Here is a 19,456-nt window from a genome sequence, read left to right on the forward strand (position 1 = left end):
CACATGACGGACCGTCGGACCACCCACAAACCTCCCGATCGGCATCTGCCGCCGGTGCCAGGACCGCCGCGAGGCTGGAGGCACACCGAACGAGAGGAACCCCCCGATGACCACCGCTGTTGCCACCCCTGCCGCGCTTCCCCCCGCCGTCCTTCCCGCCCCCTGGGCCGTCCGCGCCGCCAAGCTGGCCGCCCTCACCACCGTCCCGTCCGGCCTCTGGCGACTCGCCCTTGGCGTCGGCATCCCGGTCGGCTTCTCCGGCGCGACCGAGCGGCAGATGACCGCCCACATGCCGGGCTGGGGCACCGTCTACGTGATCGCCCTGAGCGCCCTCGCCGAGGCGCTCGCCTTCCTCTCGCTGGGCCTGGTCCGCCCCTGGGGCCGGGTGGCACCCCGCTGGCTCCCGCTGATCGGCGGCCGCCCCATCCACCCGCTCGTCGCAGTCGTCCCGGCCGGCCTGGGCGCGCTCGCGGTCACCGCGCTCACCTTCACGGCCGGCCTCGGCGGCTGGTACAGCCCGGAGGCGATGGGCGACCCGGAGGCCCCGCACGGCCTGGCCGGCCTGGTGATGACCCTCTGCTACGCCCCGCTGCTGCTCTGGGGCCCGCTGCTGGCTGCCGTCACCGTCGACTACTACCGGCGTTCCAGGGCCGGTTCGCGCTGACCCGCCGCCACCGGGACCGGCTCGGGAGCCGGGGCCGGGGCCGCACTGCGGCGGCCCCACTCGGTACCGACCAGCACCAGGAGGGCGCCGAGGAGGGCGAGCGGGCCGAGGTGGTCGCCGGCCAGGGTGATGCCGAAGACGGCGGCCCAGAGCGGTTCGGTACCGAGCAGCAGGGAGACCCGGGACGGCGAGGTGGCCCGGACGGCCCAGGTCTGGACGAGGAAGGCGAACAGGGTGCAGAGCAGCGAGAGGTGCAGCAGCAGGGCCCAGTCGGCGGCGCCGTAGGAGGCGGCCAGCGCCAGCGGGGACGGGCCGACGAACGGCGCGACCAGGGCGAACACCAGGGTGGCGGTGGCGAGTTGGACCCAGGTCAGGGCGCTGGAGTCGGTGCCCTTGATGATCCGCAGCCGGGACATGGTCAGCACGTTGACGGTACGGACCACGGCCGCGCCCAGCACCAGCAGATCGCCGAGGCCCGGCACCCGGAAACCACCGCCGCCGGTCAGCAAGGCAACACCGACCACCGACAGCCCGGCCGCCGCGACGAACACCCGGGGCAGCGCGGTCCGGCTCAGCACGCTCTCCGCGAGCGGGGTGAACACCATGGTGAGGCTGATGATCAGCCCGGCGTTGGTCGCCGAGGTGTGCACCGCCCCGTACGTCTCGAGCAGGAAGATCGCCCCGAGCACCAGCCCGAGCACCGCACCGCCGAGCCACTCCCGGACCGTCAGCTTCACCAGCGCCCGCCAGGTGAACAGCGCCAACAGCGGCAGCACCAGGCCGAACCGGAGCACCAGCATCGCCACCACGCTGTCCGCCGTGGCCACGTTCTTGACCGCCAGAAAGCTGGATCCCCACACCACGGCAACGCCGAGCACCGGCAGGTCACGGACGGTCTGGGCAGCGGACATGCGCATGGGAGCTCTCCTCCGGAAGGCTGGGACCCGTACGCCTTCGGACGGAGCTGCTGGCGGGCCATCGTCGCCTACCCGGCCTGACTGATCAACACCATTCCGGCCCTCGGACCGTGGTCACCGCCTCGGCACGACGTTTCCGAAGCGTCGTCAGCTGCCGGGCCGTAATCTGCTGACGACGGTTCGGAGTGGTGGGAGTTGGCGTTGGACCTGTACGACCGGCTGCGTGACCTGCGGGAGCACGCCCGCGCCGAGCGGGAGGCCACCGGGCTGCGGTTCTCCGCCCTGGCCACCGAGCAGGCCGTCCGGCTCTCCACCCGGCCGGGAGCGGCCGAGTTCACCGCCCGCCGGATCAACGACTGGGCGCCGGCCAACCGCAAGGACGCCCGGCCGCCGTCGTTCGAGGACCGGGGCTGCCTGCTCGCCCTGGCCGAGCTCTGGAGCGACTGGGCGGAACTCCCCTTCGACGAAGCCTCCTGGGCCGCCCTGCTCCCTTCACCGCCTGCCCCGCTCGCCCTCCCCTGGACCACCAACCAGATCAACGACGGCGACTTCCACGGCACCGTGGTGATGGCCCAGACCGCCAACCTCGGCCTCCCCGAACAGCGCCGCCCCGCACCCTCCGCGCTGGCGCCGCTCCGCGCCCTGCCTCCCGAATTCACTGGGCGTGAAGCAGAGTTGGCGGCTCTGCTGCCGCTCCTCGACCCCGCCTCCGAAGCCGAACCCGTCCTGGTCACCTCGGTGGCCGGCATGGGCGGTATCGGCAAGACCACCCTGGCCTTGGCGGCCGGCCACGCCGCACTGGAGCAGGGCTGGTTCACCGGCGCGCTCTTCATCGACCTGCACGGCTACGACGACACCCCGGTCGAGGCCACCCACGCCCTGGACACCCTGCTCCGCGCCCTCGGGGTGCCACTCGAGCAGATCCCGCCCGACGAGGAGGCCCGGGCCTCGCTGTACCGGTCCCAACTCGCCGCCCGCGAAGCCGTGCTGGTCATCGCCGACAACGCATCGGACCCTGAACAGCTGCGCTCGCTGGTCCCGGGCGCCGGGCGTCACCGGCTGCTGACCACCTCCCGCGACACCCTGGTGGCGCTCGGCGCCACGCTGGTCGATCTGGAGGTGCTGACCCCGACTGCCGCCGGCGCCTTGGTCGAGCGCACCCTCCGCACGGCCAACCGCCGTCCCGAGCGAGTGTCCTCGGACCCGGACGGCACGGCTCTGCTCACTCAGCTCTGCGGATATCTGCCGTTGGCCCTGCAGATCACCACCGCCCAACTCGTCCGGGACCCGCACCTGACGATGGCCCGGCTCGCCGAGGACCTGCTGGACGACCTGGCCAGTACGGGCAGTCGGCTCGACCAGCTCCAAGACGGGCGACTGGCTGTCAGGGTCTCGCTGGACCGCTCCCGGCGCCGCCTGACCATCCCGGAGACCCAACTGCTGGAGCAACTGGCGCTCGCCCCCGGCCCGGACATCTCCACCGAAGCGGCCGCGCAGCTCTCCGGTCAGAAGATCAGCCACACCCGCCAGCGGCTCACCGCCCTCGCCAACGCCAGCCTGCTCCGGCAGAGCCCGGTCGGCGGGCGCTGGACCATGCACGACCTGGTCCGGGACCACTCCATCGAGCATGCGCGAGCAGCAGGCCGCAACCACCGTCCGGCTCTGGTCCGCCTGCTCAGGTACTACAACGACACGACCAGGGCCGCCGACGCTCATCTGCGGCTCGCGTCCGCCCGCCGGCCACCGGCCCTGTTCCCCGACCGCGACGCCGCCATCCTCTGGTTGGACACCGAGCAGACCAATCTGATCGCCGGAGTCCAGTTGGCCGACGGTCTGCAACTCCTGACGATTGCCCGCTCGCTCGCCGACGCCCTCACCACCCACCTGAGCCTGCGTCGGCGCTACGACGATCTCCACACCACCAGCAGAATCGAGCTGGCCGCCGCTCGGGCGCTCGGAAATCGCGCGTTCGAAGCCGAGGCTCTGCTTGACTGCGGCCGTGCCCTCAAGGGCCTGGACCGCCGCGATGCGGCGCAAGCCGACTACCAGCAGGCCCTCGCCATCAATCGGGAAATCGGGAACCAGCGGGGCATGGCGTCCAGTTTGTCCCTCCTCGGGGTCGTCCTGCACGAGGCGGGCAACGTGGTGGCCGCGCACAGTGCGCACCTTCAGGCCGTCGCGGTGGTCACTGCCCTCGGCAGCATTGACGAGCTGGCCTGGGTCTGGGGTAATCACGGTCTGACCTTGGTGAGCATGGGACGCTGCGAGGAGGCCACGGCTGCCATGCAGCGGGACCTGGCGGCTTGCCGGACCCTTGGTGACCGCATGGGCGAAGCCATGAACCTCAACAACCTTGGCAGTGCCCTCCGCGCGCTGAGTGAGTTCGACCGGGCCGCCGAGGCCGGTCAGCAGGCGGTCCAGATCTTTCAGGCCCTGACCGAGCACTACCGGGAAGGGCAGGCCCTGGGCGAGCTGGCTGACACGGCACAGCAGGCCGGCTTGCCGGCGTCCGAGGTCCGGTCCCTGCGCGACGCCGCAGTAGCTGCCTATCGGCGTGCGGGCGCCCACCAACAGGCGGAGAAGGCCGTCACAGGGGAGGACAGTCGCTTCTGACGCAGCGCCAGGGTGGGTCGACCTGACATCGTGCATACCGAACGGACCGATGGGCATGGATGATTGGTCCATGTCAATCTATCCTCCGGAGGCACCCCAAGTGCTGCGCAAACACTGGGCGTTACTGTCCGCCGCCACCACTGTGCCGCTCCTGCTGACCACTTCGGTCGGTGTCGCCGACGCCGCCCCCGTCGCGACGGTGACCTGCGCCTACACACCCGCGGTGCCCGCCGACAACTTCAAGGGCATCCCGGTCTTCGACGCCAAGAAGGCCGCCCAGCCGTACAGCGCGACCCTGAAGACCACCCAAGGGGCCATCACCTTCAAGGCGTTGACCACCCAGGCACCGTGCACCACCTTCTCGTTCCGCTTCCTGGCGGAGCACGACTACTTCGACAAGAGCCACTGCCACCGGCTCACCACCGAGCGGATCTTCGTCCTCCAGTGCGGCGACCCGACCGGCACCGGCAGCGGCGGCCCCGGCTACTCCTTCCCGGACGAGAACCTCACCGGCGCCACCTACCCGGCTGGCACCGTGGCGATGGCCAACGCCGGGCCGAACACCAACGGCAGCCAGTTCTTCTTCGTCTGGAAGGACACCAAGCTGTCCCCCGCCTACACCCCGTTCGGCCAGGTCACCGCAGGTCTGGACGTGCTCCAGAAGATCGCCGCGGCCGGCTCGGACTCGCAGAACAACCCCGGCGACGGCTACCCGAACCTGCTGCCCACCTTCCGGGACGTCAAGATCAGCAAGCGCTGACCGGGCGCTCCCGTACGGTGGTGCCGCCGACCGCCCACCACCGCACGGGAGCACCACCATGGACGCCAGCACCTGGGACACCCTCGATCGCCTGGTCGACTGGCTCGACTCCGAGAGCCAACTCTCCGAGGGCGACGAGAAGTTGCTCCGCATCCTCAAGGTCACCGAAGAGGCGGGCGAGGTCGCCCAGGCCGTCCTCGGCGCCACCGGCCAGAACCCCCGCAAGGGCACCACCCACACCTGGACCGACGTCCAGCACGAACTCTGCGACGTGGCCTTCGCCGCCCTGGTAGCCCTCCGCACCCTCACCCCGGACGCCCGCACCGTCTTCGCCGAACGGCTGGCCCACGTCGACCGCCGCTCCCAGCAGCAGCCCTGAACTACCGTGCCACGCCCAAGGTGTGGCGGATGGTGTCCGGGCGGGTGAGGGTGGCGAGCATGCAGTGGGCCACGTCCGCGCGGGAGGCGCTGGTGCCGCCGGGGAGGTTGCGGTCGAGGGCGGTGCGGTAGGTGGCCGTCAGGGGGCCGTTGGTGAGGCGGGGCGGGCGGACGGAGGTCCAGTCGAGGGGGGCGGCGCGCAGGACGTCCTCCATCCGGGCCAGGTCGGCGTAGTGCTCGCGGAGGAAGAACCGGGTCAGCGGGGCGCCGAGGTGGCGCATCAGGAAGGTGTCGCCGGGGTCGTGCTTCGGTGGGTTGGGGCGGGCCGGTGAGGCGACGGCGCCGATCGGGGCCGCGCTGAGGGTGACGATCCGTCGGACCCCGGTGGCGTGCATCGCGGCGACCACCGCCTCGGTGCCGCGCCAGGCCACCCCGGGCTCCGAACTGGACGTGGCGCCGAGGGCGGAGAGCACCGCGTCGGCCCCCTCGACGGCGGCGGCGAGCGCCTCGGGGTCGGGGTGCGAGAGGTCGGCGGTGACGGTCCGGACGGACGGTTCCGCCAGCTTGGCGGGGTTGCGGACCACGGCGGTGACCTGGTGGCCGGCCGCCAGGGCCTGGGTGAGCAGGTGGCGGCCGGTGGCACCGGTCGCGGCCAGGATGGTGAGCTTCATCGTGGGCTCCTTCTGAGGAATCGTCAGCCCAGGTGGGCGAGCTTGTCGGGGTTGGTGACGAAGTAGATCCCGGTCACCAGGTCGCTGTCGGGGGCGAGTTCGAGGACCAGCACGGCGAACGGTCCGTCCCCGGCGTACAGCAGCGCCGAGGGGTCACCGTTGACGCGGCCGAAGACCACCCGGAGCCGCGAGGCGTTGCGCGAACCGCCCCGGAGCAGCAGCTCCGCGACCAGGTCCCGGCCGTGCACCGGCTGCCGTCCGGCCGCGGTCGCCTTGCCGCCGCCGTCCGCCCACATCACCACCTCGGGGGCGAGCACCTCCAGCAGCTCGGCGAGGTCGCCGCCGCTCACCGCCGCCGCGAACCGTTCGGTCACCCGACGGCGGACCAGCGGATCGGTCTGGAAGCGCGGGCGGCGCGCCTGCACGTGCTCCCGGGCGCGGTGCGCGAGCTGGCGGACGGCGGACGGGCTGCGGCCGAGGATCGCCGCGGTCTCGGTGTGCCGGTAGCCGAACACCTCGTGCAGCACGAAGACCGCCCGCTCCACCGGGGTCAGCGTCTCCAGCACCACCAGCAGGGCCATCGACACCGACTCCCCGCGCTCGACCTCCCCCGAGGCGTCCCCGACCACCACCTCGGGCGTGAGCAGCGGCTCCGGCAGCCACGGCCCGACGTACGTCTCCCGCCGCCGCCGGACCGCGTCCTGCCGGGCCAGCGCCTTGTTCACCGCGATCCGCACCAGGTACGCCCGGGGGCTCTCGATCTCCGCCCCGTCCGCCGCCCCGGCCCGGGCGGCCCAGGCCAGCCAGGTCTCCTGCAGTACGTCCTCGGTGTCGGCGACCAGCCCGAGCATCCCGTAGACCACCGAGAACAGCAGCTCCCGGTGGGCCACGAACACCTCGGTGGCGGCCTCCTCGGCCGGTGTGGATTCGGACATCGGTCTCTCCTTCGCGTCACATCCTTTGAGCGGAACGACGGTCGGAGTGTGACACCGGGCCCCCGGCTTGTGACGCGGCTCACCCGGGAACGCCGCAGGCCCGCCCCGGACCGAGTCCGGAGCGGGCCTGCGCGAAGGGGTCAGGCGTTCGGAGCCACCTTGGCGAGACCATTGATGATCCGGTCCATCGCGTCGCCGCCCTGCGGGTCGGTGAGGTTGGCCAGCATCTTGAGGACGAACTTCATCAGGACCGGGTGGGTCAGGCCGCGCTGGGTGGCGAGCTGCATCACCTTGGGGTTGCCGATCAGCTTCACGAAGCCGCGGCCGAGCGTGTAGTAGCCGCCGTAGACGTCCTTGAGGATCCGCGGGTAGGCCTCCAGGGCGCGCTCGCGGCCCGCGTCGGTGATCCGGGCGTGGGCCTGGACGATGACGCCCGCCGCCAGCTGGCCTGACTCCATCGCGTACGCGATGCCCTCGCCGTTGAACGGGTTGACCATGCCGGCCGCGTCGCCGACCAGCAGCAGGCCCCGGGTGTAGTGCGGCTGCCGGTTGAACGCCATCGGCAGCGCGGCGCCCCGGATCGGGTCGGTCATGTTCTCGGGGGTGTAGCCCCACTCGGCGGGCATCGAGGCGCACCACGCCTTGAGCACCTCGCGCCAGTCCAACTCCCCGAACGCGGGCGAGGAGTTGAGGATGCCGAGGCCGACGTTGGAGGTGCCGTCGCCCATCCCGAAGATCCAGCCGTAGCCGGGCAGCAGCTTGCGGTCGCCGCCCCGGGTGTCCCACAGCTCCAGCCAGGACTCGAGGTAGTCGTCGTCGTGGCGCGGGGAGTTGAAGTACGTCCGGTACGCGACGCCCATCGGGCGGTCCTCCCGGCGGTGCAGGCCCATCGCCAGCGAGAGCCGGGTGGAGTTGCCGTCGGCGGCGACCACCAGCGGGGCCCGGAAGGTGACCGGACGCTTCTCCTCGCCCAACTTGGCGGTGACGCCCACGATCCGGCCGGTCCGGTCGTCCAGCACCGGGCCGGTGACGTTGGCCCGCTCGTACAGCCGGGCCCCGGCCTTCTGGGCCTGACGGGCCAGCAGTTCGTCGAAGTCGGCGCGCTTGCGGACCAGTCCGTAGTCCGGGAAGGCCGACAGCTCGGGCCAGTCCAGCTCCAGCCGGACGCCGCCGCCGATGATCCGCAGACCCTTGTTGTGCAGCCAGCCGTTCGAGGTCGACACGTCGATGCCCATGTCCACCAACTGCTTGGTGGCGCGCGGGGTCAGGCCGTCGCCGCAGACCTTCTCGCGCGGGAACTCGGTCTTCTCCAGCAGGAGGACGTCCAGACCGGCCTGGGCGAGGTAGTACGCGGTGGTGGCACCGGCCGGTCCGGCGCCGACCACGATGACGTCGGCGGTGCTCTCCACGGTCTCGCTGCTCAGGTCAACTGCGGTCTCGGACACGGCTGGGCACACTCCTGCGATGCGGTCGGCTGGCTTGGACGAGTCTAGGGGCTGCCTGCCAGATCCCGCCGGATCAGGCCGGGTCGTTCGGTGCGTGCGATCGGCGTGCGGCCGGGACGCCCTCGTAGCGGAGCTACTTGGGCGTTTCGGCCGTGCGGCGAGCGTGCGCACCGGGCGGCCCGGCCCCGGCGGGATCTGGCAGGCAGCCCCTGGCTACGGTGCAGGCTTGAAGCCTCGGTGCAGAGCGACGATGCCGCCGGTGAGGTTGCGCCAGGCGACCTTGGACCAGGCGGCCTGCTGCAGCCGCGCGGCCAGCGCGGGCTGGTCGGGCCAGGAGCGGATCGATTCGGCGAGGTAGACGTAGGCGTCCGGGTTGCTGCTGACCGCGGTGGCGACCGGCGGCAGCGCGCGCATCAGGTACTCGGTGTAGACCGTACGGAACGGCGTCCAGGTCGGGGTGGAGAACTCACAGATGACCACCCGGCCACCGGGCTTGGTGACCCGGTACAGCTCGCGCAGCGCGGCGTCGGTGTCCTGCACGTTGCGCAGCGCGAAGGAGATGGTGACGGCGTCGAAGCTGTCGTCCGCGAACGGCAGCTTGGTCGCGTCGCCCGCGGTCAGGGCGAGTTCGGGGTGCCGGAGCTTGCCCTCGGTCAGCATGCCGAGCGAGAAGTCGCACGGGACGACGTCGGCTCCGGCCTCCACGAACGGCAGCGAGGACGTGCCGGTCCCGGCACCCAGGTCGAGCACGGTCTGCCCCGGCTGGGCGGCCACCGCCTCGGCCACCGCACGGCGCCAGGCACGGGCCTGACCGAGGGAGAGCACGTCGTTCGTACGGTCGTACTTGGCGGCGACGTCGTCGAACATCGCGGCGACTTCGTGCGGCTGCTTGTCCAGGGAGGCTCGGGTCACGTGCCCATTGTTCACCACGGTGACTGTCGGCAAGCGCTCGGGGGAGACGAGCCCCGCAGGGGCTCGGGGAACGGCGACGGTTCGTGGCTCATGGGTCAAAAAGCGAAAGTGCCTGACCACTTACGTACGGGTGACCTTGTACGAGGTCGGCGTCGCAGTTCCCCGAGCCCCTGGACCGTAGGACCTGAGCGCCTAGCGGCGTGCCCGGCGGCCGGGCTTGCGGCGGCGGCTGCGCTTGCCGTGGCTGATGGCGGGCATGTCGTTGCCGAAGGACTCGGTGGCGAAGGCGACCGTGGTGCGGACCCGGACGTCGGTGCGGGTGGCGGCGCGGGCGCGGTGGTGGCGCCAGATCCGGGCGGCGCAGAGGGCGAACAGGAGCAGGGCGATCGGGACGCTGGTGCGGGCCAGGCCGACGCCGGCGGGCTGGGGGTAGCGGTTGCCGCAGACCCGGACCGCGGCGGGGTCCGCGGCGGCGTACTCCAGACAGATCGGGTCACCGGTCTTGGCGTGCTCGGGGAGCCAGAGGTCGGTGGCGGTGAGCGGGCGCCCGTCGGCTCGGTAGCTGATGGAACTGTAGGTGGCGCTGCCGGCCGGGAGTTGGGTGATGGTGCCCTGGACCCGGACGGGGTCGGCGCCGATCCGGTCGGCCTGGTCGGCCTGGCGCCAGCCGAGCAGGCACATGCCGAGCGCGAGCACCGCGCTGAGCACGGCCGCGAGGTACCAGCCTCGGCCGAGGCGCGCGTTGCGCGGGCGGAGAGCGGTCGCGGATCGCATGGTTCCTGTCGGCTTGCCGGACCGGGCTGGGGAGGACCCGGTGGAAGAGCACCCGTCCGCAGCACGGAGGGCTGACCGGGATCGTAACCGCTGGCGACCCCTCAGGTCACGACGAGGATCAATCAGTTTGTGTGAATAAAAGGGGCGTTAAGGGGTTGACCTTCCCCCTGACGGTCCGCCAGGCACCCTCGCTCAGCGCCGGCGGTACAGCAGCCGTCCGCCCAGCACGGTGGCCAGGCAGCAGCCGGCGCCGGACCGTTCGAGCTCCGCCACCGACGCGGCGGCGAAGACCGCGAAGTCGGCCCGGCCGCCGACGGTCAGCGGTCGGTGCACGACCGAGGCCAGCGTGGCACCGGCGAGCGGGTCGAGCCCGCCCGGAGCGCCGGTACCGGGCACGGCGGTCAGGCCCGAGCGGGTCACCGCGGTGCGTACGGCCGGCAGTGTGAAGGGGCCGGCCAGCGCGGTCACGCCGTGGCCGAGCAGGCGCTGCAGCCCGAGCCGGGCGCTGCCGCCCCGGCGCTCCGCGGGGACGGCCGGCTCAAGCGGTTCGGTACCGAGCTCCTCCCGGGGGTCCGGGTGGTACGCCGTCTCCAGCAGCCACTGCCCGTACGGGTTGAGCAGGCCCGGCGTCAGCAGCCCGTCCCACTCCCGCACCCGGGCCCCGGCATCCGACAGCGCGGCGTACGGGCCGACCGCCGCCACCGTCGCGCCGTCCACCAGCACCGCCCCGTCGGGAATCGACGGGGCGGTGGGGTCCACCACCAGGACGGTGGCCCGGTGCAGGGTCAGCATCAGGTGGTGGAGAGGATCTTCAGCTCGGGGTGCGCGGTGCCGCCCTCGATCGCGGTGGAGGCGATGTGCGAGGCCACCCGGGGGTCGACCGGGTCGTTGGCCGGGTCGTCCAGCACCCGCAGGTGCTGGTAGGTGGTGGAGCGCTGGGCGGGGGTGCGGTCGGCCGCGCGGATCAGGTGGATCAGCTCGGTCAGGTTGGAGCGGTGCTTGGCACCGGCCATCGAGACCACGTTCTCCTCCAGCATCACCGAGCCGAGGTCGTCCGCCCCGTAGTGCAGCGAGAGCTGGCCCGCCTCCTTGCCGGTGGTGAGCCAGGAGCCCTGGATGTGCGCGATGTTGTCGAGGAACAGCCGGGCGATCGAGATCATCCGCAGGTACTCGAACACGGTCGCCTGGGTGCGGCCCTTGAGGTGGTTGTTCTGCGGCTGGTAGGTGTACGGGATGAACGCCCGGAAGCCGCCGGTGCGGTCCTGCACCTCGCGGATCATCCGCAGGTGCTCGATCCGCTCGGCGTTGGTCTCGCCGGTGCCCATCAGCATGGTGGAGGTGGACTCGACACCCAGGCCGTGCGCGGCCTCCATGATCTCCAGCCAGCGCTCGCCGGACTCCTTGAGCGGGGCGATCGCCTTCCGCGGCCGCTCCGGCAGCAGCTCGGCACCGGCCCCGGCGAAGGAGTCCAGGCCCGCCTGGTGGATCCGGGTGATGGCCTCCTCGATCGAGACCTTGGAGAGCCGGGCCATGTGCTCGACCTCGGAGGCACCGAGCGAGTGGATCACCAGCTCGGGGAACGAGCCCTTGATCGCGGCGAACGCGGTCTCGTAGTACTCGACGCCGTAGTCCGGGTGGTGCCCGCCCTGGAACATCACCTGGGTGCCGCCCAGTTCGACCGTCTCGGCGCAGCGGCGGAGGATCTCGTCCAGGTCGCGGGACCAGCCCTTGTCGCTCTTCGGCGCCACGTAGAAGGCGCAGAACTTACAGGCCGTCACGCAGACGTTGGTGTAGTTGATGTTCCGTTCGATGATGTACGTCGCGATGTGCTCGGTGCCCGCGTAGCGGCGGCGGCGTACGGCGTCGGCGGCGGAGCCGAGCGCGTGCAGCGGCGCGGAGCGGTAGAGCTCCAGCGCCTCCTCCGGGGTGATCCGGCCGCCGGCGGCCGCGCGGTCGAGGACGGCCTGCAGGTCGTTGGCGGAAAGGTTCTGCTCGGACACCTTGCTGGCCTTCTTTCTCTTCCGACGTCGGACGCGAACCAGCCTACGCCAGCCCCGTCACGCCCCCACGGGCGTGTCGGGGCCTGCGACAGCCGGGTCAGGCGGGCTGGAGCAGAGTGACCGTCACGTCCGGCGCGAAGCCGCTGTCGTGGCCGATCCGGCGGGCGAACTCGGCGATCCCGGCGAGCTGCCGCTCACCGAGCGAGAAGTCCAGCGCCTCGCTGAAGTACCGCTCCAGGACGGGCGCGTCGAAGGACTCCCAGCGGGCGGCCTGCGCGGCCACCTGGCCGGCCTCGGCCAGCGAGAGGTCGCGGGACTCCAGGAAGGCCCGGTGCACGGCGGCCACCGTCTCGGGGCTGCGCTCGGCGTAGTCGCGGCGGGCGGCCCAGACCGCGAAGACGAACGGGAGGCCGGTCCAGTCCTTCCACATCGCGCCCAGGTCGTGCACCGCCAGGCCCTGCTGGGGCGCCTGCTCCAGCGAGGCGCGCAGCGCCGGGTCGCCGATCAGCACGGCGGCGTCGGCCTCGGCGAGCATCGCGTCCAGGTCCGGCGCGGCGGTGAAGTACTCGGGCCGGACGCCCTCGCGCTGCTCCAGCAGCAGCCGGGCCAGTCGGACGGAGGTGCGGGAGGTGGAGCCGAGGGCGACCCGGCGGCCGTCCAGCTCGGCCAGCGGCAGCTTGCTGACGATGACGCAGGACATCACCGGGCCGTCGCTGCCGACCGCGATGTCCGGGAGCACCACCAGCTTGTCCGCGTTGCGCAGGTACTCCACGCAGGTGATCGGGCCGATGTCGAGCGCACCGTTCACGAGTTGGTCGCTGAGCTTCTCCGGGGTGTCCTTGGTCAGGTCGAGGTCGAGCAGGTTGCCGGTCCTGGCCAGCCCCCAGTACAGCGGAAGACAGTTGAGGAACTGGATGTGTCCGACCCGCGGCCTTACCGCCGCCGAGCCACTCGTGTCCTGACCGGTCACCGTGCGTCCTTCCTACCTGCCCGTTTCGTGCGCTCTCCGCAGCGTATGCCCGTTCACAGCGGCGGGGTGGTCAGGGGCCCCTGACGGTCCGTGCCACGCGCGCGCGGGACACGAGGAGCGTGGCCTTGGTCACCCCTGGTCGGGGCTGCCGCTGCGTGCTACCGTTCCATCCAGTTGCAGTTTGATTCCCCTTGCAGTACTTGAAGCCTGCGGAGCATGTAACCGCGGGCTTTTTGTAGTTTTTCAGCGTTATCGAAAAACTCCGGACCCTTCCGGAGGCGGGGCGATCAGCGCAGCGGACCGGTTCCACACGGTGTGGTTACCGAAACGTCCCTCGCAAGGAGAACGGCATGGCTCAGGGAACCGTCAAGTGGTTCAACGCTGAGAAGGGCTTCGGCTTCATCGCCCAGGAGGGCGGCGGCCCCGACGTCTTCGTCCACTACTCCGCCATCAACGCGAACGGTTTCCGCTCGCTGGAGGAGAACCAGGCGGTCTCGTTCGACGTCACCCAGGGCCCGAAGGGCCCGCAGGCGGAGAACGTCACCGCTATCTGATTCATCTCCTCTGATGATCTGATCGCTCTGGACCCCATTTCGGGTCCGGCGGCGGCCCGCGCGGCCGCCGGTACGAGCATGACGAGTACCACCAAGGGGGCCCGCCACGTCTTCGGACGCGGCGGGCCCCCTGCCTCTGTCCCGACCCCCACCAGGCATGATCGAGGCCATGCACCTGGCCACCCGCCTGCTCCGGGCCTTCGACCGCCGACTGCACCGGATCGGGATCGACGGCTACCTGCTCCTGCTGCTCGGCACCGTCGGCCTGGCCACCCTGCTCCCCGCCCGGGGCGCCGCCGCCGAACTCGCGAGCGACTCGGTGAGCGTCGCGGTCGGACTCCTCTTCTTCCTGTACGGCGCCCGGCTCTCCCCCCAGGAGGCGCTGGCCGGCGCCCGGCACTGGCGGCTGCACCTGCTCATCCTGGGCAGCACCTTCGTGCTCTTCCCGCTGCTCGGCGAGGCCACCCGGCTGCTCCCGTCCGCCGTCCTGGCCCCGCAGTTGGCGACCGGGGTGCTCTTCCTCACCCTGCTCTCCTCCACCGTGCAGTCCTCGATCGCCTTCACCTCGATGGCCCGCGGCAACGTCGCCGCCGCGATCTGCGCGGCCACCTTCTCCAGCCTGGTCGGCATCGTGCTCACCCCGCTGCTGGCCGCCTGGCTGCTGGCCGGCGGCGCCGGCGTACGGATCAGCGGGCAGCAGGTCCTGGACATCGTGCTCCAGCTGCTCGTCCCGTTCGCCCTCGGGCAGCTGCTCCGCCGCTGGGTCGCGCCCTGGCTGAAGCGGCACCGCTGGCTGACCATGCTGGTCGACCGCGGCTCCATCCTGCTGATCGTCTACACCGCCTTCAGCGAGGGCGTCCGGGAGGGCATCTGGAGCCGGGTGACGATCGGTCAGCTGCTCTGGCTGGCCGCGATCTGCCTCACCATGCTCGCCCTCGTCCTGCTCTTCACCGGCACCGCCGCCCGCCGCCTCGGCCTCTCCCGGGCCGACCGGATCACCGCCCAGTTCTGCGGCTCCAAGAAGAGCCTGGCCAACGGCCTGCCGCTGGCCACCATCCTGTTCCCCGCCGCGGCGGTCGGGATGGCGGTGCTCCCGCTGATGCTCTTCCACCAACTCCAGCTGATGGTCTGCACGGTGCTCGCCCAACGCTGGGCCCGGCAGGCCACACCGGATCACAGCTGAACGAGCACCGCCTCGGTACGGCCGGTCGCCTGCTGCCAGTACCTCAGCAGGACGCCGACATGGTCCTGGAACTCCTTCTTGGAGTGGCCGCCCCCGGCCTCCAGCAAGCCCGGCAACCGCACCGGGGCCGCGTCCACGAGCAGGATCCGGGCCTCCACCCAACTGCGGCCGTACCGCCCGGTCCTGCGCCGGACCTCGATCCGGGTGATCCGCTCCCAGGGCACCGTCCTGCGACTGCCCGGAGAGGCCAGCACCAGCCCGGCCGGCGTGAGGGTGGTGCTGCTCCAGCCGTGCCTGACCAGCGACGTGAGAGCGACGACGGCCAGCACACCGACGGCACCGCCGACCACCGGGCCGTTCCCACCCGCGTCCTGCGCAACCATCAGGGCGGCGATGCCGCCGAACAGCACCACGATCCCCGCCATCCGCAGCTTCGTCCTGCGCAGCCCCACCGGGCCGAACCCGATCCGTATCTCGTCCATGCGCGGGATGGTAGTGCCCGCGTGAACTAGAACCGGTCGGTGGCCAGCTCGACGCCGAACGGCTCCGGAAGGCGGGGATCGCTGTCCGCGGGGTGACCTACCCTGTCGCGCATGGAATCCCTAGCTGAAGAGGTCGCGCGGGTGTGGGCGGTGATGGAGGCCCGGATGCCGACCGGCCCCGGCGGCCTGAACCCTCCGGCGACGGAGGAGCAGATCCAGACGGCGGAGCGGGCGGTCGGACACCGGTTCCCGGAGGAGATCCGGGCCTCCTACCTGCTGCACGACGGGGGCTACCTGCCGAGCTCGGACGAGCACCCCGAGTGGGGGCCGCCGATCGAGATCCTGCCGCTGCACCGGATCGCGGAGCTGCACGAGGGGCTGCTGAGCTGCCGGGACACCTGGTGCGATCACCAGGACGGCGACGAGGACTGCGGCTGCGAGTGGAACCAGCGCAACGGCGACCCCGTCCGCCAGGGCAACTCCTGGTACCCGGGCTGGCTGCCGCTGCACGACGGCGGCGACAGCTCGTACCGGGCCGTGGACCTGGTACCCCTCCGCGGCGGCCGGGTGGGCCAGGTGATCTGCGTGGACTGCGGCCCGCCGACCCAGGTCGAGTTCGGCTCGTTCCTGGACCTGCTGCGGGCCTGGAGTTCCTGAGCCGAGGGACCCAACAGGCGGTGACGCCACAACGGTTCGAGCCCTCGCCCGGTGATCGGGGAGGGCTCGAACTGTCGGTGTGTCAGGCGGCGACGGCGATCTTGTCGCGGGTGGGGGCGTCCTCGGTGAGGAGGTCGCCGGTGGGGTTGTTGTAGGCGGCGAGGTCGAGGGTCTTCTCGCGGGCCGCGACCAGGATCGGGACGACGGACTGGCCGGCCACGTTGGTGGCGGTGCGGATCATGTCGAGGATCGGGTCGATGGCGAGCAGCAGGCCGACGCCCTCCAGCGGGAGGCCGAGGGTGGAGAGGGTCAGGGTCAGCATCACGATCGCGCCGGTCAGGCCGGCGGTGGCGGCGGAGCCGATGACCGAGACGAAGGCGATCAGCAGATAGTCACCGACGCCGAGGTCGATGCCGTAGACCTGGGCGACGAAGATCGCGGCCAGCGAGGGGTAGATCGCGGCGCAGCCGTCCATCTTGGTGGTGGCGCCGAACGGGACGGCGAACGAGGCGTACTCGCTCGGGACGCCGAGGCGTTCGGTGACCCGGCGGGTGACCGGCAGGGTGCCGACCGAGGAGCGGGAGACGAAGGCGAGCTGGATCGCGGGCCAGGCGCCCTTGAAGAAGTTCAGCGGGTTGAGCCCGCCGACGAAGCGCAGCAGCAGCGAGTACACGCCGAACAGCACGATCGCGCAGCCGACGTACACGTCGATGGTCAGGGTCGCGAAGGGCTTGAGCAGGTCCCAGCCGTAGACCGCGACGGACTTGCCGATCAGGCCGAGGGTGCCGAGCGGGGCGAGCCGGATGACCCACCACAGGGCGGTCTGGGTGAGGTCGAGGATCGCCTCGTTGAGCTTGCGGACCGGCTCGGCCTTCTCGCCCAGCTTGAGGACGGCGGCGCCGACCACGATGCCGAGGAAGACGATCTGCAGGACGTTCACCTTCAGGAAGGCGTCCGCGATGTTGGTCGGGATGATGCCGGTCAGGAAGTCGATCCAGGTGCCGGGCTTCTCCGGGGCCTTGAGGCCCTGGGTGGAGAGCTTGGCGCCCTCGCCCGGGTTCGTCAGCAGGCCGAGGCCGAGGCCGACGCCGACCGCGATCAGCGAGGTGATCAGGAACCAGAGCAGGGTGCGGCCGGCCAGCCGGGCGGCGTTGGTGACGTTCCGCAGGTTGGCGACCGAGAGCACGATCGCGGTGAAGACCAGCGGCGGGACGGCCAGCTTGAGCAGCTGGACGAAGGTCTTGCCGATGGTGTCCAGGGTGGTGGTGAGCCAGGCGATGTCCTGGACCCGGGCCAGGTAGCCGAGGGCCAGGCCGAGGACCAGGCCGCCGACGATCTGGGCCCAGAAGGGAGTCTTGCGGACCTTCGCGAGGAAGGTGGGCGCGGGCGCTGTGGACATGGTGCTGCGGCTCCGAGGCAGGAGAAGGACGGGGAAAGGCGCACGGGCGGCGACACGGCCGGGCCGACCACGGCGGGGAGGAGCCGGGGGCCTCAGGGGCGACGTGCCGCCTGGATACAGCTGACGGTGCGACAGCCGCCGTCCACGGCACCGGGCAGGCACGCGCAGCGCATGAGCGCGGGGCTCATGTCGTGCTGCCGGGGCGTGCCTGCGGTGGTCATGGGCGAAAGACTAGCAACAAACCTTTGAGATGTTCAAAGTACTTATTTGAGCTACGGCCACGAACCACCCGGGCACCCCGAGGCCCTGCGTCGGTTGGGGGGTGGGTGAAGGAGCGGCGTTGGGGTGCGTGCATCGGCGGCGCCGAGGAGGGAGCCTGATGCAGCGCATCGGCGACCGACGAGAAGCCGGCGAGGTGCGTGCCCCGGCGCCGCGACGCCGCCCCCCAACCGACGCAGGGCCTAAATCACCTCTTCAGGTAAGCCGCCGTCATCGCCTTGGCCACCGGCCCGGCCAGCCCGCCGCCGGTGATCTCGTCGCGGTCGGTGGAGCCGTTCAGGACCACGGCGGCGACGGCGATCCGGTGGCCCTTGCCGTCGTCGGCCCAGGAGGTGAACCAGGCGTACGGGAGGCCGGAGTTGTCCACGCCGTGCTGGGCGGTGCCGGTCTTGCCGCCGACCGTCAGGCCGGGGATCGCGGCTGCCTTGCCGGTGCCGTCGGTGACCACCGAGACCATCGCGGACTGCAGCTGCTTCGCGGTCTGCGCGCTCATCACCCGCCCCAGCTCGGCGGGCGCGAACTCCTGCACCGTCCGCCCGGAGTGGTCCGTGAGCTTCGACACCGTGGACGGCGTCATCAGCACCCCGTCGTTGGCGACCGCCGCCGAGACCAGCGCCATCTGGAGCGGCGTCGCGGTGACCGAGAACTGCCCGATCCCGGTCAGCGCCACCTGCGAGGGCTCCATCCCGGCGGGGTAGACGCTGGTGGCGGCCCGGACCGGGGTGTCGAGCTTCTCCAGGTTGAAGCCGAACTTCGCCGCCTGGGCGGAGAGCTTGGCCTCACCCAGATCGGCGGCGGCCTTGGCGAAGACGTTGTTGCAGGAGTACTCCAGCGCCGTCCGCAGGGTGGCGTTCGCACAGGGCGCGGCGGCGTTCTCGTTGGTCAGCACCGTCCTGGTGCCCGGCAGGGTGTACGGGTTGGGGCTGGCCGTGGGGGTGTCCACGTTCGGGTAGAGGCCGCTCTCCAGCGCGGCGGCGGCGACCACCAGCTTGAAGGTGGAGCCGGGGGCGTAGGTGGCGCGGAGTGCGCCGTTCACCATCGCCTTGCCGCTGTCGGCACTGAGCGCCTGCCAGGCCCGCTCGTCGGCCTTGGACCGGCCGGTGATCCCTGACGGGTCGTAGGACGGGGTGGAGACCAGCCCCAGGATCCGGCCGGTGGCCGGGTCGATCGCCACCGCCGCGCCCTGCCGCCCGCCGAGCGCCGCCCAGCCGGCCCGCTGCACCGCCGGGTCGATGGTGGTGACCACGTCGCCCCCGGCCGGACGGGACCGGGTGAGCGGGTCGGTCAGCGCCTCGACCGGGCCGGTCAGCCGGGGGTCGCTGCCGTCCAGCAGGTCGGCGAAGATGCTCTCCAGCTGGTTGCTGCCGTACGCCTGCGAGGTGTAGCCGGTCAGCGAGGCGTAGAGCGGCCCGTCGGTGTAGCTGCGCTTGAAGGCGAGCGGGCCCTCGGTCGGCACCGAGCCGGTCACCGGCTGCCCGCCGACCAGGATGTTGCCGAGCGGCTGGGCGTAGCGGTCGATGGTGATCCTGGCGTTGGCCGGATTACTGGTGTAGCCGTCCGCCTCGGCGACCGCCAGCCAGGTGGCCCGGGCCATCAGGGCTAGCACCAGCAGCAGACAGAAGGTCGAGGCGCGGCGCAGCGGTCCGGCCATCGCGTCGCGGGTCCTGGGGGTCTTCATCCGTTCCCTGTACGGCCCCCGGAGCGGCTTCCCGTCCGCGCGGCGGCCGGTCACGGCCGGCGTCCCGGTCCGGCCTGGCGAGTGCTCAGCTGTCGGACTGTCAGACGACGAACGATCCCGTGCGGTTCCGGGCCGCCGATTGACCTCGCTCCGGTTATACGTATAACTTATGGACTTACCGCCGC

General features: G+C 71.6%; 20 protein-coding genes. 7 read left to right on the forward strand and 13 right to left on the reverse strand.

Annotated elements, in window-relative coordinates:
• The first annotated feature begins 106 nt into the window (after positions 1 to 106).
• Positions 107 to 664 carry a hypothetical protein gene (locus tag F4556_RS14700; RefSeq protein WP_184915324.1) on the forward strand — a complete coding sequence of 186 codons (558 nt, stop codon included), beginning with the start codon at positions 107 to 109 and terminating at the stop codon, positions 662 to 664.
• On the opposite strand, the gene F4556_RS14705 is transcribed toward F4556_RS14700, so the two are convergent.
• Positions 634 to 1,581 (reverse strand): DMT family transporter, encoded by a 948-nt coding sequence (locus F4556_RS14705; RefSeq protein ID WP_184915327.1) that lies wholly within the window; start codon positions 1,579 to 1,581, stop codon positions 634 to 636. The two genes, F4556_RS14700 and F4556_RS14705, sit on opposite strands and share 31 nt — an antisense overlap.
• Positions 1,582 to 1,782: 201 nt before the next feature.
• Between F4556_RS14705 and F4556_RS14710 the strand changes: the two genes are divergently transcribed.
• From F4556_RS14710 to F4556_RS14720, 3 genes are all read left to right on the forward strand, one after another.
• A complete protein-coding gene (locus F4556_RS14710) occupies positions 1,783 to 4,194 on the forward strand; it encodes a tetratricopeptide repeat protein (protein ID WP_184915330.1) in 2,412 nt (803 codons plus the stop codon).
• A 70-nt stretch (positions 4,195 to 4,264) separates the two neighbouring features.
• Positions 4,265 to 4,954 carry a peptidylprolyl isomerase gene (locus F4556_RS14715; RefSeq protein WP_184915333.1) on the forward strand — a complete coding sequence of 230 codons (690 nt, stop codon included), beginning with the start codon at positions 4,265 to 4,267 and terminating at the stop codon, positions 4,952 to 4,954.
• 58 nt (positions 4,955 to 5,012) lie between these two features.
• Positions 5,013 to 5,333, forward strand: coding sequence for a MazG-like family protein (locus F4556_RS14720; protein WP_184915336.1), 321 nt, complete (start codon positions 5,013 to 5,015; stop codon positions 5,331 to 5,333).
• 1 nt (position 5,334) lies between these two features.
• On the opposite strand, the gene F4556_RS14725 is transcribed toward F4556_RS14720, so the two are convergent.
• The 8 genes from F4556_RS14725 to F4556_RS14760 form a co-directional block, all read right to left on the reverse strand.
• Positions 5,335 to 6,003: an NAD(P)-dependent oxidoreductase gene (locus F4556_RS14725; RefSeq protein WP_184915339.1), complete on the reverse strand. Its 669-nt coding sequence runs from the start codon at positions 6,001 to 6,003 to the stop codon at positions 5,335 to 5,337.
• Between the two features lie 23 nt (positions 6,004 to 6,026).
• Positions 6,027 to 6,938, reverse strand: a complete 912-nt coding sequence (sigJ, locus tag F4556_RS14730) for an RNA polymerase sigma factor SigJ (RefSeq protein WP_184915342.1) — start codon at positions 6,936 to 6,938, stop codon at positions 6,027 to 6,029.
• A 140-nt stretch (positions 6,939 to 7,078) separates the two neighbouring features.
• Positions 7,079 to 8,362 carry a geranylgeranyl reductase family protein gene (locus tag F4556_RS14735; RefSeq protein WP_184924622.1) on the reverse strand — a complete coding sequence of 428 codons (1,284 nt, stop codon included), beginning with the start codon at positions 8,360 to 8,362 and terminating at the stop codon, positions 7,079 to 7,081.
• A 234-nt stretch (positions 8,363 to 8,596) separates the two neighbouring features.
• Positions 8,597 to 9,295 carry a demethylmenaquinone methyltransferase gene (locus F4556_RS14740; protein ID WP_184915345.1) on the reverse strand — a complete coding sequence of 233 codons (699 nt, stop codon included), beginning with the start codon at positions 9,293 to 9,295 and terminating at the stop codon, positions 8,597 to 8,599.
• A gap of 192 nt (positions 9,296 to 9,487) precedes the next feature.
• A complete protein-coding gene (locus F4556_RS14745) occupies positions 9,488 to 10,069 on the reverse strand; it encodes a hypothetical protein (protein ID WP_184915348.1) in 582 nt (193 codons plus the stop codon).
• A 192-nt stretch (positions 10,070 to 10,261) separates the two neighbouring features.
• Positions 10,262 to 10,861 carry an amidohydrolase family protein gene (locus F4556_RS14750; RefSeq protein WP_184915351.1) on the reverse strand — a complete coding sequence of 200 codons (600 nt, stop codon included), beginning with the start codon at positions 10,859 to 10,861 and terminating at the stop codon, positions 10,262 to 10,264.
• The gene (gene mqnC / locus F4556_RS14755; protein WP_184915354.1) at positions 10,861 to 12,069 is read right to left on the reverse strand and encodes a cyclic dehypoxanthinyl futalosine synthase; all 1,209 of its coding nucleotides are present in this window, start codon (positions 12,067 to 12,069) and stop codon (positions 10,861 to 10,863) included. Before mqnC ends, F4556_RS14750 begins: the two co-directional genes overlap by 1 nt.
• A gap of 97 nt (positions 12,070 to 12,166) precedes the next feature.
• Positions 12,167 to 13,039, reverse strand: coding sequence for a menaquinone biosynthetic enzyme MqnA/MqnD family protein (locus F4556_RS14760; RefSeq protein WP_184915357.1), 873 nt, complete (start codon positions 13,037 to 13,039; stop codon positions 12,167 to 12,169).
• Between the two features lie 350 nt (positions 13,040 to 13,389).
• Between F4556_RS14760 and F4556_RS14765 the strand changes: the two genes are divergently transcribed.
• Both F4556_RS14765 and F4556_RS14770 read left to right on the forward strand, forming a co-directional pair.
• Positions 13,390 to 13,593 carry a cold-shock protein gene (locus F4556_RS14765; RefSeq protein ID WP_057227626.1) on the forward strand — a complete coding sequence of 68 codons (204 nt, stop codon included), beginning with the start codon at positions 13,390 to 13,392 and terminating at the stop codon, positions 13,591 to 13,593.
• A gap of 169 nt (positions 13,594 to 13,762) precedes the next feature.
• Positions 13,763 to 14,776, forward strand: a complete 1,014-nt coding sequence (locus tag F4556_RS14770) for a bile acid:sodium symporter family protein (RefSeq protein ID WP_184915360.1) — start codon at positions 13,763 to 13,765, stop codon at positions 14,774 to 14,776.
• Here the strand turns inward: F4556_RS14770 and F4556_RS14775 are convergent.
• Positions 14,767 to 15,258: a PH domain-containing protein gene (locus F4556_RS14775; protein WP_184915363.1), complete on the reverse strand. Its 492-nt coding sequence runs from the start codon at positions 15,256 to 15,258 to the stop codon at positions 14,767 to 14,769. The two genes, F4556_RS14770 and F4556_RS14775, sit on opposite strands and share 10 nt — an antisense overlap.
• 111 nt (positions 15,259 to 15,369) lie before the next feature.
• On the opposite strand from F4556_RS14775, the gene F4556_RS14780 reads away from it, so the two are divergent.
• Positions 15,370 to 15,915 (forward strand): SMI1/KNR4 family protein, encoded by a 546-nt coding sequence (locus F4556_RS14780; protein WP_184915366.1) that lies wholly within the window; start codon positions 15,370 to 15,372, stop codon positions 15,913 to 15,915.
• 82 nt (positions 15,916 to 15,997) lie between these two features.
• On the opposite strand, the gene F4556_RS14785 is transcribed toward F4556_RS14780, so the two are convergent.
• The 3 genes from F4556_RS14785 to F4556_RS14790 all read right to left on the reverse strand — a co-directional run bounded on the left by F4556_RS14785 (position 15,998) and on the right by F4556_RS14790 (position 19,244).
• Positions 15,998 to 17,314, reverse strand: a complete 1,317-nt coding sequence (locus tag F4556_RS14785) for a dicarboxylate/amino acid:cation symporter (protein WP_184915369.1) — start codon at positions 17,312 to 17,314, stop codon at positions 15,998 to 16,000.
• A gap of 92 nt (positions 17,315 to 17,406) precedes the next feature.
• A complete protein-coding gene (locus F4556_RS39085; protein ID WP_281403653.1) occupies positions 17,407 to 17,535 on the reverse strand; it encodes a hypothetical protein in 129 nt (42 codons plus the stop codon).
• 245 nt (positions 17,536 to 17,780) lie between these two features.
• Positions 17,781 to 19,244 carry a penicillin-binding transpeptidase domain-containing protein gene (locus F4556_RS14790; protein WP_184924624.1) on the reverse strand — a complete coding sequence of 488 codons (1,464 nt, stop codon included), beginning with the start codon at positions 19,242 to 19,244 and terminating at the stop codon, positions 17,781 to 17,783.
• Between the last annotated feature and the right edge of the window lie 212 nt (positions 19,245 to 19,456).

This window comes from Kitasatospora gansuensis (assembly GCF_014203705.1).
Lineage (GTDB): Bacteria > Actinomycetota > Actinomycetes > Streptomycetales > Streptomycetaceae > Kitasatospora > Kitasatospora gansuensis.

Excerpts from the sequence above, each read along its gene's own strand:
- F4556_RS14720 (WP_184915336.1), top strand. The coding sequence starts at position 5,013 with ATGGACGCCAGCACCTGGGACACCCTCGATCGCCTGGTCGACTGGCTC.
- F4556_RS14775 (WP_184915363.1), bottom strand. The coding sequence starts at position 15,258 with ATGGACGAGATACGGATCGGGTTCGGCCCGGTGGGGCTGCGCAGGACG.
- F4556_RS14725 (WP_184915339.1), bottom strand. The coding sequence starts at position 6,003 with ATGAAGCTCACCATCCTGGCCGCGACCGGTGCCACCGGCCGCCACCTG.
- F4556_RS14790 (WP_184924624.1), bottom strand. The coding sequence starts at position 19,244 with ATGGCCGGACCGCTGCGCCGCGCCTCGACCTTCTGTCTGCTGCTGGTG.
- F4556_RS14745 (WP_184915348.1), bottom strand. The coding sequence starts at position 10,069 with ATGCGATCCGCGACCGCTCTCCGCCCGCGCAACGCGCGCCTCGGCCGA.
- sigJ (WP_184915342.1), bottom strand. The coding sequence starts at position 6,938 with ATGTCCGAATCCACACCGGCCGAGGAGGCCGCCACCGAGGTGTTCGTG.
- F4556_RS14785 (WP_184915369.1), bottom strand. The coding sequence starts at position 17,314 with ATGTCCACAGCGCCCGCGCCCACCTTCCTCGCGAAGGTCCGCAAGACT.
- F4556_RS14705 (WP_184915327.1), bottom strand. The coding sequence starts at position 1,581 with ATGCGCATGTCCGCTGCCCAGACCGTCCGTGACCTGCCGGTGCTCGGC.
- F4556_RS14770 (WP_184915360.1), top strand. The coding sequence starts at position 13,763 with ATGCACCTGGCCACCCGCCTGCTCCGGGCCTTCGACCGCCGACTGCAC.
- F4556_RS14765 (WP_057227626.1), top strand. The coding sequence starts at position 13,390 with ATGGCTCAGGGAACCGTCAAGTGGTTCAACGCTGAGAAGGGCTTCGGC.
- F4556_RS14715 (WP_184915333.1), top strand. The coding sequence starts at position 4,265 with ATGTCAATCTATCCTCCGGAGGCACCCCAAGTGCTGCGCAAACACTGG.
- F4556_RS14750 (WP_184915351.1), bottom strand. The coding sequence starts at position 10,861 with ATGCTGACCCTGCACCGGGCCACCGTCCTGGTGGTGGACCCCACCGCC.
- F4556_RS14700 (WP_184915324.1), top strand. The coding sequence starts at position 107 with ATGACCACCGCTGTTGCCACCCCTGCCGCGCTTCCCCCCGCCGTCCTT.
- F4556_RS39085 (WP_281403653.1), bottom strand. The coding sequence starts at position 17,535 with ATGACCACCGCAGGCACGCCCCGGCAGCACGACATGAGCCCCGCGCTC.
- F4556_RS14780 (WP_184915366.1), top strand. The coding sequence starts at position 15,370 with ATGGAATCCCTAGCTGAAGAGGTCGCGCGGGTGTGGGCGGTGATGGAG.